General features: G+C 74.3%; 15 protein-coding genes. 5 read left to right on the forward strand and 10 right to left on the reverse strand.

All coding sequences use genetic code 11. From position 1 onward, the window contains the following. Nucleotides 1-6 precede the first annotated feature (6 nt). Nucleotides 7-1,179: a macrolide family glycosyltransferase gene (locus AB0G15_RS38615; RefSeq protein WP_362850154.1), complete on the reverse strand. Its 1,173-nt coding sequence runs from the start codon at nucleotides 1,177-1,179 to the stop codon at nucleotides 7-9. Between the two features lie 41 nt (nucleotides 1,180-1,220). On the opposite strand from AB0G15_RS38615, the gene AB0G15_RS38620 reads away from it, so the two are divergent. Beyond that, nucleotides 1,221-1,820 carry a TetR/AcrR family transcriptional regulator gene (locus tag AB0G15_RS38620; protein WP_362850157.1) on the forward strand — a complete coding sequence of 200 codons (600 nt, stop codon included), beginning with the start codon at nucleotides 1,221-1,223 and terminating at the stop codon, nucleotides 1,818-1,820. Nucleotides 1,821-1,903: 83 nt separating this feature from the next. Here the strand turns inward: AB0G15_RS38620 and AB0G15_RS38625 are convergent, their stop codons facing one another. Together AB0G15_RS38625 and AB0G15_RS38630 are read right to left on the reverse strand one after the other, a co-directional pair. Further along, a complete protein-coding gene (locus AB0G15_RS38625; RefSeq protein WP_362850183.1) occupies nucleotides 1,904-2,740 on the reverse strand; it encodes a class I SAM-dependent methyltransferase in 837 nt (278 codons plus the stop codon). Between the two features lie 249 nt (nucleotides 2,741-2,989). After that, entirely contained in the window at nucleotides 2,990-3,583 is a 594-nt protein-coding gene (locus tag AB0G15_RS38630; RefSeq protein ID WP_362850160.1) for an XRE family transcriptional regulator, read from the reverse strand. Nucleotides 3,584-3,687: 104 nt separating this feature from the next. Between AB0G15_RS38630 and AB0G15_RS38635 the strand changes: the two genes are divergently transcribed. From AB0G15_RS38635 to trpA, 4 genes are all read left to right on the forward strand, one after another. Then, nucleotides 3,688-4,689 (forward strand): NAD(P)/FAD-dependent oxidoreductase, encoded by a 1,002-nt coding sequence (locus AB0G15_RS38635; RefSeq protein WP_362850161.1) that lies wholly within the window; start codon nucleotides 3,688-3,690, stop codon nucleotides 4,687-4,689. A gap of 113 nt (nucleotides 4,690-4,802) precedes the next feature. After that, complete coding sequence (locus AB0G15_RS38640) at nucleotides 4,803-5,309, forward strand: hypothetical protein (protein WP_362850163.1); 507 nt, start codon at nucleotides 4,803-4,805, stop codon at nucleotides 5,307-5,309. 298 nt (nucleotides 5,310-5,607) lie between these two features. Continuing rightward, nucleotides 5,608-6,825: a tryptophan synthase subunit beta gene (gene trpB, locus AB0G15_RS38645; RefSeq protein WP_362850165.1), complete on the forward strand. Its 1,218-nt coding sequence runs from the start codon at nucleotides 5,608-5,610 to the stop codon at nucleotides 6,823-6,825. Then, complete coding sequence (trpA, locus tag AB0G15_RS38650) at nucleotides 6,822-7,607, forward strand: tryptophan synthase subunit alpha (protein ID WP_362850167.1); 786 nt, start codon at nucleotides 6,822-6,824, stop codon at nucleotides 7,605-7,607. The genes trpB and trpA overlap by 4 nt, the downstream gene beginning before the upstream one ends. 59 nt (nucleotides 7,608-7,666) lie before the next feature. On the opposite strand, the gene AB0G15_RS38655 is transcribed toward trpA, so the two are convergent. The 7 genes from AB0G15_RS38655 to AB0G15_RS38685 all read right to left on the reverse strand — a co-directional run bounded on the left by AB0G15_RS38655 (nucleotide 7,667) and on the right by AB0G15_RS38685 (nucleotide 14,189). Further along, on the reverse strand, nucleotides 7,667-8,317 hold the full coding sequence (locus AB0G15_RS38655) for a TetR/AcrR family transcriptional regulator C-terminal ligand-binding domain-containing protein (protein WP_362850170.1): 651 nt from the start codon (nucleotides 8,315-8,317) through the stop codon (nucleotides 7,667-7,669). A 181-nt stretch (nucleotides 8,318-8,498) separates the two neighbouring features. Further along, entirely contained in the window at nucleotides 8,499-9,209 is a 711-nt protein-coding gene (locus tag AB0G15_RS38660; protein WP_362850172.1) for a sulfotransferase family protein, read from the reverse strand. Between the two features lie 87 nt (nucleotides 9,210-9,296). After that, nucleotides 9,297-10,472, reverse strand: a complete 1,176-nt coding sequence (locus tag AB0G15_RS38665; RefSeq protein WP_362850174.1) for an insulinase family protein — start codon at nucleotides 10,470-10,472, stop codon at nucleotides 9,297-9,299. 1 nt (nucleotide 10,473) lies between these two features. Continuing rightward, entirely contained in the window at nucleotides 10,474-11,694 is a 1,221-nt protein-coding gene (locus AB0G15_RS38670; protein WP_362850176.1) for a pitrilysin family protein, read from the reverse strand. Continuing rightward, nucleotides 11,691-12,590, reverse strand: a complete 900-nt coding sequence (locus AB0G15_RS38675) for a hypothetical protein (protein ID WP_362850177.1) — start codon at nucleotides 12,588-12,590, stop codon at nucleotides 11,691-11,693. The genes AB0G15_RS38670 and AB0G15_RS38675 overlap by 4 nt, the downstream gene beginning before the upstream one ends. After that, nucleotides 12,587-13,168: a flavoprotein gene (locus AB0G15_RS38680; protein ID WP_362850179.1), complete on the reverse strand. Its 582-nt coding sequence runs from the start codon at nucleotides 13,166-13,168 to the stop codon at nucleotides 12,587-12,589. The genes AB0G15_RS38675 and AB0G15_RS38680 overlap by 4 nt, the downstream gene beginning before the upstream one ends. After that, entirely contained in the window at nucleotides 13,161-14,189 is a 1,029-nt protein-coding gene (locus AB0G15_RS38685; protein ID WP_362850181.1) for an LLM class flavin-dependent oxidoreductase, read from the reverse strand. The genes AB0G15_RS38680 and AB0G15_RS38685 overlap by 8 nt, the downstream gene beginning before the upstream one ends. Nucleotides 14,190-14,249 lie beyond the last annotated feature (60 nt).

Genomic DNA, 14,249 nt, shown 5'->3' on the forward strand with positions numbered 1-14,249 from the left:
GCCACGTCAGCGGCGGCCGAGGATCTTCTCCACCGCGTCGGCCGCCGCCGGAGCACCGCCCGCGGCGGCCATCTCCTGCCGCATCCACGCCAGCCGCTCGCGGATGTGCTCGTCTCCGGCCACCTCCTCCACGGCCCGCCACAGCGCGTCGGGGGTGACCTCGCCCGGCGCCAGCACCCTGCCGAGGCCCAGTCCGGCGATGCGGTCGGCGTTGGCCCGCTGCTCGGCCATCTGCGGCACCGCCACCATCGGCACCCCGAAGTGCAGGCTCTCCATCGTGCCGCCCATCCCGGCGTGCGTGACGAATGCCCGCGCGTGGCGCAGCACGGCCGGCTGCGGCGCGTGCCGGTGCACCTCCACGTTGGGCGGCACCGGTCCCAGCGTGCCGGGGTCCACCTCGCCCACGGCCAGCACGACCTGCCAGGGCCGGCCCGCCGCCGCGCGCAGCACGGTGCGGTAGAAGTCGGGCCTGTCGTTGTAGGCGGTGCCCAGCGAGACCAGCGCCACCGGGAGATCGCCGGAGGGTTTCCAGCCGCCCTGGTAGGCGCGCTCGGCGATGGCAGGGCCGACGAAGGCGTACCGGTCGGTGAAGGTCTCACCGGCGTACTGGAAGGCGCGCGGCAGCATCACCAGCCTGAGCGCGGCGTCGTCGCCCCGCATGAACGCCTGCATGTCGCGGAACCCCTCCGCCCGCAGGAAGCGGCCCAGCCGGACGGCCATGAGCAGGAAGCGCGGGCTCAGCGGATTGAACTTCGTGTACTCGGTGGCCATCGACCAGTGCTCGTTGCCGACCAGGTTGGGCCAGGTCTCCACCGCGGGCACCCGCCACCGCCCGGCCAGGATCCGGCCCCACCAGCACAGCGGCCCGTCGTACATCACCAGGTCGGGAGGTGGGCCCCCGCTCAGCTGCGGGAGCATCGCTCTGGTCTCCTCGAGCAGCAGGACCATGGCGCGGGCGAGTTCCTTGCCGTGCATCTGCGGCGTGCCGATGTCGTCGCGTCCCTCCCAGGTGGAGGTGACCGGCACGACCTCGGCGCCGGTCTCGGCGACGCGCTCGGCGTATGCCGCGGTGGTGGCGTAGGTGATCCTGTGGCCGCGCCGCACGAGCTCGGCGGCGAGACCCAGCGTGGGGTTGACGTGTCCGGCGGCGGCGGGGGCGAAGAACGCTACGGTTGCCATACCGTTGTATTATAATACGCACGTATGGAAAAGGGGAGGGCATGCCGAAGAAGGTCGACCACGACGAACGACGCCGGCACATCACCGAGGCCGTGCTGCGCGTCGCGGGCCGCCACGGGCTGGATCGCGCCACGCTGCGCGACATCGCCGTCGAGGCGGGCATCTCGCTCGGAGCCGTGCAGCACTACTTCCGCAGCAAGGACGAGCTGCTCCGGCACGTGATCGACCACACGGGCGAGCAGGTCACCGCGCGGATCACGGCCGGGCTCGGCGGCCTTGGCGACGCCGTCTCCGAGGTCGCCGTCCTGCGGGTGATGGCCGCCGAGATGCTGCCGCTGGACGCCCGCCGCCAGGCCGAGCGCCGGGTCCTCCAGGCGTTCGCCGTCCGCGCCGCGGACGCCCCCCACCTGGCCGAGCCCCTGCGGGAGGGGTATCACTGGCTGCACGAGCGGGTCGCCGAACTGATCGGCCAGGCCCAGCGGGCCGGCGAGCTGTGGCCCGAACTGGACGCCGAACGCGAGTCGATCGCGCTGCTCGCCATGATCGAGGGCCTGGCCTTCGACATCCTGCTCGGCGTGCGCGATCCCGGCCAGGCGATGGCGAGCGTGCACTACCACCTGGACCGGCTGGCGGTCCGCTAGCTCTCCCGGCCGGGCGGCCGGTGCGCCGCGGCACCGGCGGGCGGCGGGCGGCGGGTGTCCAGGACCACCGGGGCGGGTGGGGATCAGGTGGCGCGGTCCGGCCGGCCGGCGGGGTGAGCGGTCCGCTCCTGTCGTCGCGCCGCCCACACGGCGCGTTCGGTGCGCACCGTCAGGTCGTCCCTGCGCAGGATGCCGTGAGGGCCGTCGGCGTCGAGCAACCGGTCGAGAGCGCCGAGGTCCTCGGCGTGGAGCAACGGGGCGACGGCGGTGCGCACGCGCCGGAGGCCGTTCAGCGCGTAGCGGCCGACCGCCTCGGAGTGCGGCGGCTCCAGGTTCACGGTGATCGTGCGTTCGCCCTCGACGGTGAAGCCGGCGGCGGCCAGCCGGGGGCCCCAGTCGGCGCCGCGGTGCGGCATCTGCTCGGCGTGCCGATCGGCGAGCGCGGCGTGGCAGCGCTCCTCGAGGCCGGGCCGGTCCTTGGGGGCGTCCTCCGGCAGGAACCGCGGGAAGCCGGACAGCTCGACGACGGCGAGCAGCCCGCCCGGTGCGAGCGCGTCATGCACCTGGCGCAGGATGCGGTCGGGATCGGCCATGTGATGCAACGAGGCCGACGCCCAGACCAGTTCGGGCGCGCCGAGCTCGGGCCACGCCCCGTCGAGGTCGGCCTCCACGGCGTGGATCCGGCCGGCCAGCCCCTGCGACGCCGCCTTGTCGCGCAGGCGGCGCAGATGGTGGGGCGAGGCGTCGACGGCGATCACCTCGGCCTCGGGGAAGCGCCTCAGCAGCGCGAAGGTGCCCGCCCCGGTACCGGACCCCAGATCCACGATCCGCCGGGGGGCGGCCTCGACGGGCAGCCACGCGACGATGGACGCGAGATGGTCGGCGAGCACCTCCGCGTCCAGGTCGAGCAGCTGGGTCATCTCGCCCTCGGTGTCGTGCTCTCCTCCGTGCCGGTGATCGGACCGGGCGTCGTGGTGATGGTGGTGCGCCGTGTGTGGGGCTGTGGATGTCATGGCGACCACGCTAGGAGCGTCATGCGCCGCAGGCGTGCAATCTTGCCGACAAGGCAAGACGATGACCTGCCGGGCCGCGTGGCGCGCAAGCGGCGCGACGGGCCGCTTTCCGGACGCGGGCCCTCCGGCGGGGGAGGAGCGGCCGTGAGGGACCGATCACCGCGGTGGGCGGCTCGCCTCGGAGGTGTCCTCGCGGGTCTGATGGCCGCGGCGGGCGTCGCGGTCGAAGATCCCGAGGACTTCGGCCGGGCCGCCGACGGCGCCGATGGCGTGCGGGAGCATCGTGGGAAACTCCGCGGCCTGGTTGGTCTCCACGCGAAAGCGGCGGTTGCCCAGCAGCAGGACTGCGGTGCCGGACAGGACGACGAGCCATTCCCGGCCCGGGTGGGCGCGCAGGCGCGAGGGGTTGTCCGGCGGCGGGTCCACCACGCGCTGGCGGATGACGGTGACGCCGGGGTCCGCGCGCACCGTCCAGCGCATCTGCTGATGGGCCGCGTCGTGCACCGGGTTGCTGACGACATCCTCGGTGGCCGTCTCGACCAGCTGGTCGATGGAGGTGTCCAGGGCGCGGGCGAGCGTGACGAGCTGGTCCAGAGCGAGGCGGCGCTGGCCGTTCTCGATCCGGCTGAGCGTGGAGGGACTGAGCCTGGCCCGGGCGGCCAGATCGTCCAGGGACCAGCCCTGCGCCAGGCGCAGAGCACGGATCCGCTTGCGCACCAGGCTGTCGAACTCACCATCATCTTGCGTCATAGGCAAAATTGTATGCGTAAATCGCAAAGCGTGCTTAGTGTCGTCGCCACAGGGGCCCTGCCCGGGTCCTGCCGACTGCGAGAAAGGCCACGCCCATGCCTCTCATGACCACCGAGTACGCAAACGGCAAGCCGCCCGGTGAGACCGTCGACGCCGTGGTGATCGGCGGCGGCGCCGCCGGGCTGAACGGCGCGCTGATGCTCGCCCGCTCCCGTCGCTCGGTCACCGTGATCGACAGTGGCACGCCCCGCAACGCGCCCGCCGAGGGCGTGCACGGCCTGCTCGGCCTGGACGGCATCTCGCCGGCGGAGTTGCTGCGCGCCGGCCGCGAGGACGTCAGGCGCTACGGCGGGCGAATCCTGTCCGGCGAGGTGACCGCCGCCGCCCCCGCCGCCCCCGCCGCCGGGAGCGACCCCCGCTTCACCGTCACCCTGGCCGGCGGCGGCGTCCTGCGCGCGCGACGGCTGCTGGTCGCCACCGGGCTGCGCGATCAGCTGCCCGACGTCCCGGGACTGGCCCGGCACTGGGGGAGCGGCGTGGTGCACTGCCCGTACTGCCACGGCTGGGAGGTGCGTGACGAACCCATCGGGATCCTGGCCGTGGGTCCGGCCTCTGTCCACCAGGCGATGCTGTTTCGGCAGCTGACCGGCGACCTGGTGTACTTCACCCACGGCACCGGCCTGGACGAGGACGCCCGCGCGCGTTTCGCCGCCCGCGCCGTCCGCGTCGTGGACACCCCGGTGGCCGAAATCGAGTCCACCGGGAACGGCATCACGGGCGTACGGCTGGCCGACGGGCGGATCGTGCCTCGCCACGTGATCGCGGTGGCCACCACCATGCGCGCCCGCACCGACGGCATCACCGGCCTGGACCTGCCGATGGAGGAGTCGCCCCACGGCACGGGCCGCCGCTTCGTCACCGGCCCCGCGGGAAGCACCTCCGTGCCGGGCGTGTGGGTGGCGGGCAACGCCGCCGACCTGTTCGCGCAGGTCGGCGCCGCGGCCGCGGCCGGCGCCCTGGCCGGCGCGCACATCAACGCCGACCTGGCAGCCGCCGACACCGACGCGGCCCTCGCCTCCTCGCGCCCGGGCGCCACCGTCGCGTGAGCACGCCCGGCGCGCCGGCCGCCGGCGCCGACCGGCGGGCACGGGGCACGCACCCCGCGCAGGTGCGCGTGTAGCGTCTCACCAGAGGCTTCGATCATGAAGGGTGCCGGGTGGTGAGGCTGCCGGACGCACGGTCGGACATGTCCCAGGCCGGGCGTGTCGGCAGGTACGGCGAGGTGGCGAGCGCGCTGGCGCTGCGCAGCGACCGGCAACTCGCCGCGTCGCTGGAGCATGCGCAGGTCATGGGCTCGGGGATCGGCGGCAGCTCGGTGCTGCTGGACGTCGCCGGCGTACCGGTCTTCGCCAAGCGGGTACTGCTGACCGATGTGGAACGCCACGCCGGCAACGTGATGTCGACGGCGAACCTGTTCGGGGTGCCCGCGTTCTGCCAGTACGGGCTTGTCGAGGTCGGCGGGCCGGCACGACGCAACGACTACATCCGCGCCTGCGCCGCCGGCGCGGAACCCGCCGGTGCTCCACCGGCCGCCGCAGCGGTGATCCGCCGGTACGCGCCCGTGGCGGCGGCCATGAACGACTTCTACTGGGACCTGTTCGGTGTCGATCGGGCGACGCCCTACCCGGGCGAGAAGGTCGAACGTGCCCTGAGCGCATTGCGCTGATCCTCGGGAAACCGGCGTGCCCGGCAGCCGGGCCGGCGCGAGAGCGGTTTCACCTCGCCGCACGACGGCCCCGACACCCCCGGTGCACGCCTTCGCCGCACCGGCCGGGTTCACTCCCTGCGAACACGCCGGAGGCCGACCCGAACGGCGGGATTCTCCACGGCTTCGAGGCGGGTTCGCCGGATTTTCCGCGGTTGCCGCCGGCCCTCCGGGACCCGGGGTTCGCCGATCGGCAGTTTTGGGCTACAGTTCTAGAACTCAAGCGGCTGTTATAGAACTGTCGAAAGGAAGAGCGATCATGGGTGAGATGTCCCGGTCCGGCCGGCGGGGCGTCACGGCGCCCGCCGCCGCCCGCGCGATGAGCGACCCCGGCGCCACCGGCCGCTTCGGAACCTACGGCGGGCGGTACGTGCCGGAGTCGCTGATCCCGGCCTGCCACGAGATCGAGGCGGCGTTCCACGAGGCCTGGAGCGACCCGGAGTTCCGCGGCAGGCTCGACACCCTGCTCACGGTCTACGCCGGCCGCCCCACCCCGCTGACCCCCGCCTGGCGGCTCTCCCGCGAGCTCGGCGTCACCGTGCTCCTCAAACGCGAGGACCTCGCGCACACCGGCTCACACAAGATCAACAACGTGATCGGCCAGGCACTGCTCGCCCACCGGATGGGCAAAGAACGGCTGCTGGCCGAGACCGGCGCGGGCCAGCACGGCGTCGCCACGGCCACCGCCGCCGCGCTCCTGGGCCTGGAGGCGACCGTGTTCATGGGCGAGCGCGACATCGAGCGGCAGGAGCTCAACGTCCTGCGGATGAACGTGCTGGGCGCGGAGGTCGTACCGGTCACCACCGGCAGCCGCACCCTCAAGGACGCCTGCAACGAGGCGATGCGGCACTGGGTGTCGTCGGTGGACGACTCCCACTACTGCGTCGGGTCGGTGATGGGCCCGCATCCCTATCCGTGGATGGTGCGCGAGTTCCAGCGGGTGATCGGCGAGGAGGCCCGCGCCCAGTGCGCCGCCGAACTCCCCGTCGGCGTGCCCGACTACGTGGTCGCCTGCGTCGGTGGCGGCTCCAACGCCGCGGGCACGTTCGCCGGCTTCGTCGGCACCACCGCCCGGCTCGTCGGGGTCGAGGCCGAGGGCGGCGCGGCGGCGACCTTCGGCAGGGCCGGGGTGCTGCACGGCTTCCGCTCGCTGGTCCTCCAGGACGAGGACGGCCAGGTGACGGAGGCCCATTCGGTCGCGGCCGGTCTCGACTATCCGGGGATCGGCCCCGAGCACGCCCATCTACGCGACGCGGGCCGCGCCCGCTACGACACCGTGAACGACGAGGAGGTCGTCCAGGCGCTGCTGTGCCTGGCCCGCACCGAGGGGATCCTGGCCGCGCTGGAGTCCTCGCACGCCGTGGCCTGGGTGATCCGGGCCGCCCGATCCGGCGAGATCGCGCCGGGGTCGACCGTGATGCTGACTCTCTCCGGCAGGGGAGACAAGGACATCGCCTCCATCAAGGAGCTGCTGTGACCGGATCCCTGGAAGAGTTCCTGATCGCACGCCGCGGCACGGGGCGCCCCCTGCTGGTGCCCTACGTCACCGCCGGGGTCACCCCCGGGTGGACGGACGTCGTCCACGCCTACGCCGCAGCCGGAGCCGACGCCGTCGAGCTGGGCTTCCCCTTCTCCGACCCCATGCTGGACGGCGTCACGATCCAGGAGGCCTCCGACCGGGCGATCGCGGCCGGGACCACGGTCAGAGGGATCCTCGAGGAGGTCGCGACGCTCGACGTCGACGTGCCGCTCGTCGCGATGACCTACAGCAATCTGGTGGTGCAGCAGAGCGCCGGGGAGTTCTGCGCGGCGCTCACCGCGAGCGGGCTGCGCGGGCTGATCGTGCCCGACTCGCCCCTGGAGGAGGTCGGGGAGCTGGCGGACGCCGCGGCGGCCGAGGGCCTGGATCTCGCGCTGCTCGCCGCCCCGTCCTCCTCCCGGGCCAGACTGCGCGAGATCGCCGGGCGCAGCCGGGGCTTCGTCTACGCCCTGACCCGCATGGGCACCACCGGCGAGCGCGGCGAGGTTCCCGAGCGGGCCGCCCGGCTCGGCCGCGAGCTCAAGGGACTCACCGACCGGCCGGTCCTGTTCGGTTTCGGGGTCTCCAGCCCGGCGCAGGCCGCCGAACTGGCCGGTCATGCCGACGGCGTCGTGGTCGCCTCGGCGCTGATGCGCAAGCTCCTCGACGGCGCCCGGCCACGCGAGCTGGGAGAGTACGTGGCGAGCATTCGGCGCGCCCTCGACCGGGGGGCCGGGTGAGCGGTGCGCCCCGCAACAGGCCTGTCGCCGCGCCGGGTCTCCCGGCGCCGACCGGATCTCTAGCGCCGATCTCCCCGCCCGTCCCCCTCGGCGGATGAGGCGGGCAAAGGGGATGAGGCGATGCCGCCCAGCAGGTTGGCGACCAGGGCCTCGGCGAACTCCTCGGTCAACGGCTGGTCAGGGATGAGAAGCCGGTGGTAGCAGGCGCCCCACAGCTGGTCGACGACCACCTCGGGATCCAGGCCCGGACGCAGCTGACCGCGCCGCCCGGCCCTCTCCAGGGCCTGTACGGCCAGAGCCCGGCGCGGGCCCGAATAGTGCTCGCGGTAGACCACCGCCAGATCGGGGTCGGTCTGGGCCTGGCCGATGAGCTGCGGCACGACGGTCCCGGCCCGGGTGTCGCGCATCAGGCGTACGAACGCCTTCAGCTGCGCGGTGAGATCGGCGGCGATGTCGCCGCTGTCGGGAAAGGCCAGGACGGGGCCGACCACGCCGAAGTAGCCCTCCATGGCCAGCGCCCCCTTGGAGGGCCACCACTTGTGCAGCGTGACCCGGCTCGCGCCCGCCAGGGCGGCGACCTTCTCGACGGTGAAACCGGCCATGCCCTCGGCCAGCAGGAGCTCGCCGGCCGCCCGCAGGACCTCCCGGCGCACCTGGTCGGCCGGGCGGCGCCCGCGCCCGCGTCGGGCGGGCGGGCTGGGGTGCGTCACGGTCCACCTCCCGGGAAGCGCGCACGCGGCGCGACCATATATATGTACAGAGTGTATGCACCTGTGCGGGGGAACCGCCCGCGAGCACCGTACCGACACTCCCGCCCGGGCGACGACCGGAAAGCGGCGACGTGGCCACCGGCCGGGGAACGCGCACGGCGCTGCCGCGGATGAGCGGCGGTCAGCTCTCATCCGGCCCGGAGCGGGCCTGACCGCTTCGCCGCAGCAGCAGGGCGGCGAGGTTCGCCCGGGCGTTCCTGTCGAAGTCCGCGCTGTCGTTGACCCGCGGAAACGGCTCCTCGGGCACCGCCACCCCGAGAAACCCGCACAGCGGCTCCCAGCCCTGACCGACCTCGAACCGCAGCAGCCTGCCGGGCGGGATCGCCGCCACGACGTCGTCGATGTGTGCCTGGAAAGCCCTCAGCATCCCCGCGGGATCCTCCCAGCACCCGCCGAAAACCCGCTCCTCGACGGTGAGCCTGGTCATTTCCGTGAACGCGGCGAAGTCGGTGCCCAGCGCCGAGGAGAGCCCGCGCATCGCCCTGCCGCGGAGCCCGCGGCCGCGCCGGCGCTGCTTGAAGACGGTGGCGTTCATGCTGTCCAGCCAGCGCTGGGGATCCCGCACGGTGAGCACGACCTTCGCCTCGGGAAAGTGCCCGGCGAGTTCACGCCAGTAGGCGGCCGAGGGCCAGTCCACGCACGAGTGGTACCCCCGCAGCAGGTCCTCCCAGCTCACCGGCCGCCCCTCGGCCAGGGCGAGCCACCGGCGGATCTGCTCCGGCCGCTCGATCACCTCCTTCATGTGGTGACACGGCCCGTACCCCAGCCGCTCCAGGGCCGTCTTGAGCGAGAGCGTTCCCGTACGGCCGAAACCAGCCCCGATGACCTGCATGATCCTTGCCATTTCCCCCGGAGACCGCGCGGCGGCTACAGGGGCAATGTCTCATCATCGCCGGAGGCCGGCGAGGAGCCCCGCCGGTCACAAAGACAGGGGGGAGGCGAGCGTGCCGGGGTCGGCGGCGACCAGGCCGGAGAAGCGCCCGGGCGCGAAGAAGTCCTTGGCCGCCGCCACCACGTCGCGAGACGACACGGCCGCCAGGCGGCGGGGGAAGTCGAGCAGCCACAGCGGGTCCCTGCCCTTGGCCGCCATGTCGGCGAGGGCGGAGGCGAAGGCCGCACGCGGGGCCAGGCGGGTGGCCATGGAGCCGAGCGCGTAGGCCCGGGCGGAGTCGATCTCCCGCTCGGTGGGAGGGTGCGTGCGCATCCGGCGCAGCTCGGCGGCCAGCACCTCGAGCGCGGCGCCGGTGGTGGCCGCCGCCGTGTCGGCCTCGACGGCCAGCAGCGCGCTGCCGGGGTGGGTGTCGAAGAAGGTCGTGACGCCGTACACGTAGCCCTTGTCCTCGCGCAGGCTCCTTGACAGCCGGGAGGACAGGTAGCCGCCCAGCACGTTGAGGGCCAGGAAGAGGGCCGGATAGCGCGGGTGCTCGACCGTCACCGCCTGCGCGCGCAGGCGGACGCGCGACTGCGGCGCGCCGGGCCGCGGCAGCAGCGCGAGCCGGCCACCCTCGATCGGGGGAGGCGGCGGCAGGGGCGGGGCGGGGCGCGGGGGTGCCGGCCAGCCGGCGAGCGCCTCGCCGGCGGCGTCGGCCAGGCGTTCGGGGTCGTCCCGGCCCAGGATCACCAGGACGGCGCCGGACGGGTCCAAGGGCCGCTCCGGCCACCGCCCGACGTCCTCCTCGCTCACCTGGAAGGCCACCGGGTGATCGCCGAACAGGTGCCGCGCCAGCTCGTGCCTGACCGTGATGTCGGGGTGCGCGCGCACCATCCTCAGCTGGGCGGCCAGCTGCCCGCGCGCCGGCTCCGCCTCGGCCTCGCCGGGCACCGCCCGCACCACCCGCGCCAGCGCCGCCGCCAGCGACCGCGGCTCGGGGCCGTGGGCGGTGACGGTCATCTGGTGGACGTCGGCCGCCGCGTCGAGCTCCACGTCGGACTCCACGTCCTCGCGCCGCGACAGGCAGGCCGCCAGCAGCATGGACGAGGCCAGGTCGCCCCGGGCCGGGCAGGGCCGGGGCAGGTGCAGGCGCGCCTCGACCAGGGGGGTGACGCCGTGGCGCAGGGCCAGCACCCGCAGGCCGTTGGCGAGCGTACGGTCCACGTCATTCCTCCTTCGGGCGGACGGTGAGCAGCGCGCGCGAGTCCGGGCGCAGGCCGCGCGCCGCGGCCGCCACGTCCGAGGCGCTCACCCCGGCGTAGATCTCCGGCAGCCGCACGGCGCGCGAGGCGTCGCCGAACAGCAGCTCGAAGCGTCCCAGCAGGCGCACCCGGTTGGCGATGCGGTCCATGGACCGGTGATGGGAGGTGAGCCAGGCGCTGCGGCAGCGCCGCAGTTCCCGCTCGCCGGGCCCCTCGGCGGCCAGTGACTCCAGTTCGGCGTCCACGGCGGCCAGCACCCGCTCGGCGGGCACCTCCCTCGGGTGCACCGCGGTGAGCACCCACATGTCGGGGTCTCGGGCGTCGAGGAAGTCGAACAGCCCGACACGCGCCGAGAAAGTGATGGTGTGTCCCGTCTCGCGGCGCAGACGTTCGCGCAGCCGCGGCCTGCCGCCCCCGGCGAGCAGGCCCGCCAGTGCCGACAGCGCGACGTGGGCGCCGGATGCCGGGTCGGGCACCCGGTGGCCGGCGGCGAGGGCCGGCAGCGGCGCGAGCCGGTCGAGGTAGGAGGCCTGCCGCGGCCCGGCCGGCGGCTCCCACCAGGAGACGGGCGCGGGAGCGGGCCTGGCGGGGATCTGCCCGAAGGTGCGGGCGACGACCTCCAGCACCGCCTGCGCCGAGACGTCCCCCGACACCGTGACCACGGCGTTGGCCGGGCTGTAGTGGCGTTCGAAGAAGGTCTCGCAGTCATGGAGGGTGACGCGGCGCAGGGACTCGTGGTCGCCGTACCCGTCGTGGGCGTTGGCGGCGTCGCGAAACAGCACCGGCGACAGCCTGGGCCAGGGAAAGCCGCCGTACGGTTTGCGGAGCTTGCCCAGGATCTCCTCGCGCACCACCGAGGTCTGTGCCCGCACGGCCCGCTCGGTGATCTTCGGGGCGCGCATGCGGGCGGCCTCCAGGGCCAGCACCCGGTCGAGGGCCTCGGCCGGGACGACGGTGTAGAAGTCGGTGTAGTCCTGCCGGGTCGAGGCGTTGCAGAACCCTCCGATGCCCTCCACCTGCTGGAAGTGCCCCTCGAACATCAGGTGCTCGAACAGGTGGGCGAGCCCGGCAAAGCCCTCGCCCCGGAAGCCGACGCCGTAGTGGACGGCGACGGCGGCCACCGGCGCGGAGCGCTCCTCCTCCACGACCACCCGCAGGCCGTTGTCCAGTGTCAGGCGCCTCATCGCCGGATCAACCGCCCGGCCCGCGCCGCGTCGATCACGTCGGCGACGATCCTGAGGTAGTCCGGCAGGATGCCGTGCCATTTGACGTACGCGGCGAAGTCGTGCACGTGACTCAGGAAGCGCACCGTCGCGGCCCTGCCCACGGCGGCCAGGTCCAGGGGGGCGCCGTAGCCGTCCAGCACGCGGCCGATGAGGGCGTCGTGGTCGAGGGTGGCGCGCCCGAACCGGCCGGCCAGCTCGCGAAACTCCACCAGTTCCCCGATGAGCCAGCCCACGTCGGACTCCGGCGCGCCGGCGCTCAGGTCCTCCCCGGTCAGCAGGGCGCCGTCGCGCTCGGCCGTCAGGGGCAGCAGGGTGCCCAGGCTGGGGGCGCCGTGCAGCAGCACGCGCGGCCGCGCCGGCGCGCACCACTCCGCGACCGCGGCACTGCGGCCGGGGCCGAGGATGTCGGCCGCGTGCCGGTGCAGCCGCGGCCCGGCGCCGGGCCCGTCCCCGTCCAGCAGCCACGACAGCAGCCGCCGCGGGCCCTCGGGGGCCGGCAGGCCGCCCCGCGGGGCCGGTGTGCCGTGCAGCCGGGCGAGGGTCGCGCCGGTCTGCGCCAGGGTGTCGGCGATCCGGGCCGTGCCCGACGCGCCCCGCAGGAAGACGCCCGCCAGCGAGCCGGCCTGATCGGTCCGGTAACTCACGCCGGCGCCGTCGCCCCGCTCGGGCAGCGCGAGCCTGACCGGTCCCGCGGGCAGCGCCCGGACGGCCGCGAGCACGGCGGCGCCGGGCACGCGCATCGCGTCGCGGCGCTCGGGCCCGGGCCGCCGGGTCCACAGGTAGTCGCCCTCGCCGTGCCGGACGATCGTGGTGTGCAGGAAGCCGGTGCCGAACGACTCGACGATCTCGCTCATCGCTCCTCCCGCTCGCGCAGTCGCTCCAGCTGTTCGATCAGGGTGGACAGGGGAGCGGCCGCCAGGGCGTCGCGCTCCCTGGTGTGGGTGCTCAGCGTGGGCACGGGGTCGGCGACCACGACGTTGGGCCGGTCCTTGAGCGCCGCGAGGTTGCGCCGGTGGGCGTAGGAGCCGGCCGCGCCGGGCGGCAGGGCGGGCGCGATCCCGATCAGCGCCGACGTGCACTGCAGCGCCAGCAGGGCCGGCGTGTCGCCGCAGCCGCCGGCGAACCGGCTCAAAAAGTGGTACGTCGCCGGGTAGACCAGGACGGTGTCGGGCCAGCTCGCGTACTCCACGTGCGGCGAGCCCGGCTCCGGGTCCTGCGGCCAGACGTCGAGCGGCACGTCCCTGCCGGTGATGGCCGCGACCGACTGCCGGGTCACGAAGCGCTCGGCGCTTCGGGTCAGCACCACCCGGACCTCCAGCCGCGGGTAGCCGTGCCGCAGCCAGTTGAGCCAGTACGGCAGGAAGGCGGCGCCGAGCGACCCGGTGGCGAGCACGAGCAGGCGTTCGGCGCCGAAGGGCGGCGCGCTAGTCATCGGTGTCGGTTCTCTCGGTGTCGGTTCTTTTGGTGTCGGTTCTCTCGGTGTCGGTTCTCTCGGTGTCGGCCAGCGCGTCGAGGATCTGCTCGGCGTCGGCCAGCGCGGCCTTGTACCCCTCGGTCCGCATCACCCCCGCCGGGTTGAGAACGATCTCCTCGACGCCCGCCTCGCGGTAATCGCGCAGGCGCTCGGCGACCTCCTGCGCCGTGCCGTACACGTAGACCCCCGCCTCCACCAGGGCGGCGGCGCCCGCGCGCGGGTCGGCCGGATCGGCGCTCACCCCGGCCCGCCTGAGCATGTCGGTGTAGTGCGGCGCCCGCAGGTGGTGTCCGGCACCGGCTTCCGCGAGCCTGCGCGGGTCGCGGCCGGCGTCGGCCAGCGCCACGTGCACGACGGCCGCGACGCGAGGCGGCGCGCCGCGGTGCGCCGCGCCCTCGGCCAGGGCGGGCACCAGCGTGTCGCGCAGGTAGGCGGGCGGCGTCATCCAGGTGATGGCCACGTCCGCCACGGCGCCGGCCTTGCGTGCCATGCCGGGGCGCAGCACGCCCAGGCCCACCTCGACGGGGGCGTGCCTCACCGGGGGCAGCCCGCCGCCGCCGGCGGCGTACGCCTCGCGGGAGGTGGGGGGGATCTCGCCGTCGAGGAGGGCGCGCAGCGCCCGGGCGTAGTCGGCCGCGGCCGTCGCGGGCCTGTCGTAGGGCGCGCCGCGCAGCGCCTTGACCAGCTCCGCGGTGGCGGCGCCGTACCCGGCGACGACGGGCCTGCCGGTGAGCACCGCCAGGCTGCGCGCCTGGGCCGCCGCCTCCAGCGGGTGGCGCAGCGGCATCAATGTCACCCCCAGCCCGGACGCCACCTTGATCCCCCGGCCCGCCAGGTAGGCGATCGTCTGGTGGGACTCGGCCATCACCGATTGCCCCAGCCAGAGCCGGCCGGCCAGGCCGCTTCTCACCAGTTCCCCGAAGGGCACGACCACATCGGGATGCGCGGGCTGGAGCGGGAACAGCAGTGCGGGAGCCATGAACCCTCCTAGGTGTGTGTCGCCTCCCGAGCCGTGGCGGCGCCGCGAGATCGCGGCGCC

It is taken from the genome of Streptosporangium sp. NPDC023825 (genome assembly GCF_040639575.1).
GTDB lineage: Bacteria > Actinomycetota > Actinomycetes > Streptosporangiales > Streptosporangiaceae > Streptosporangium.

Excerpts from the sequence above, each read along its gene's own strand:
- AB0G15_RS38615 (WP_362850154.1), bottom strand. The coding sequence starts at position 1,179 with ATGGCAACCGTAGCGTTCTTCGCCCCCGCCGCCGCCGGACACGTCAAC.
- AB0G15_RS38620 (WP_362850157.1), top strand. The coding sequence starts at position 1,221 with ATGCCGAAGAAGGTCGACCACGACGAACGACGCCGGCACATCACCGAG.
- AB0G15_RS38625 (WP_362850183.1), bottom strand. The coding sequence starts at position 2,740 with ATGACCCAGCTGCTCGACCTGGACGCGGAGGTGCTCGCCGACCATCTC.
- AB0G15_RS38630 (WP_362850160.1), bottom strand. The coding sequence starts at position 3,583 with ATGACGCAAGATGATGGTGAGTTCGACAGCCTGGTGCGCAAGCGGATC.
- AB0G15_RS38635 (WP_362850161.1), top strand. The coding sequence starts at position 3,688 with ATGACCACCGAGTACGCAAACGGCAAGCCGCCCGGTGAGACCGTCGAC.
- trpB (WP_362850165.1), top strand. The coding sequence starts at position 5,608 with ATGGGTGAGATGTCCCGGTCCGGCCGGCGGGGCGTCACGGCGCCCGCC.
- AB0G15_RS38660 (WP_362850172.1), bottom strand. The coding sequence starts at position 9,209 with ATGCAGGTCATCGGGGCTGGTTTCGGCCGTACGGGAACGCTCTCGCTC.
- AB0G15_RS38670 (WP_362850176.1), bottom strand. The coding sequence starts at position 11,694 with ATGAGGCGCCTGACACTGGACAACGGCCTGCGGGTGGTCGTGGAGGAG.
- AB0G15_RS38675 (WP_362850177.1), bottom strand. The coding sequence starts at position 12,590 with ATGAGCGAGATCGTCGAGTCGTTCGGCACCGGCTTCCTGCACACCACG.
- AB0G15_RS38680 (WP_362850179.1), bottom strand. The coding sequence starts at position 13,168 with ATGACTAGCGCGCCGCCCTTCGGCGCCGAACGCCTGCTCGTGCTCGCC.
- AB0G15_RS38685 (WP_362850181.1), bottom strand. The coding sequence starts at position 14,189 with ATGGCTCCCGCACTGCTGTTCCCGCTCCAGCCCGCGCATCCCGATGTG.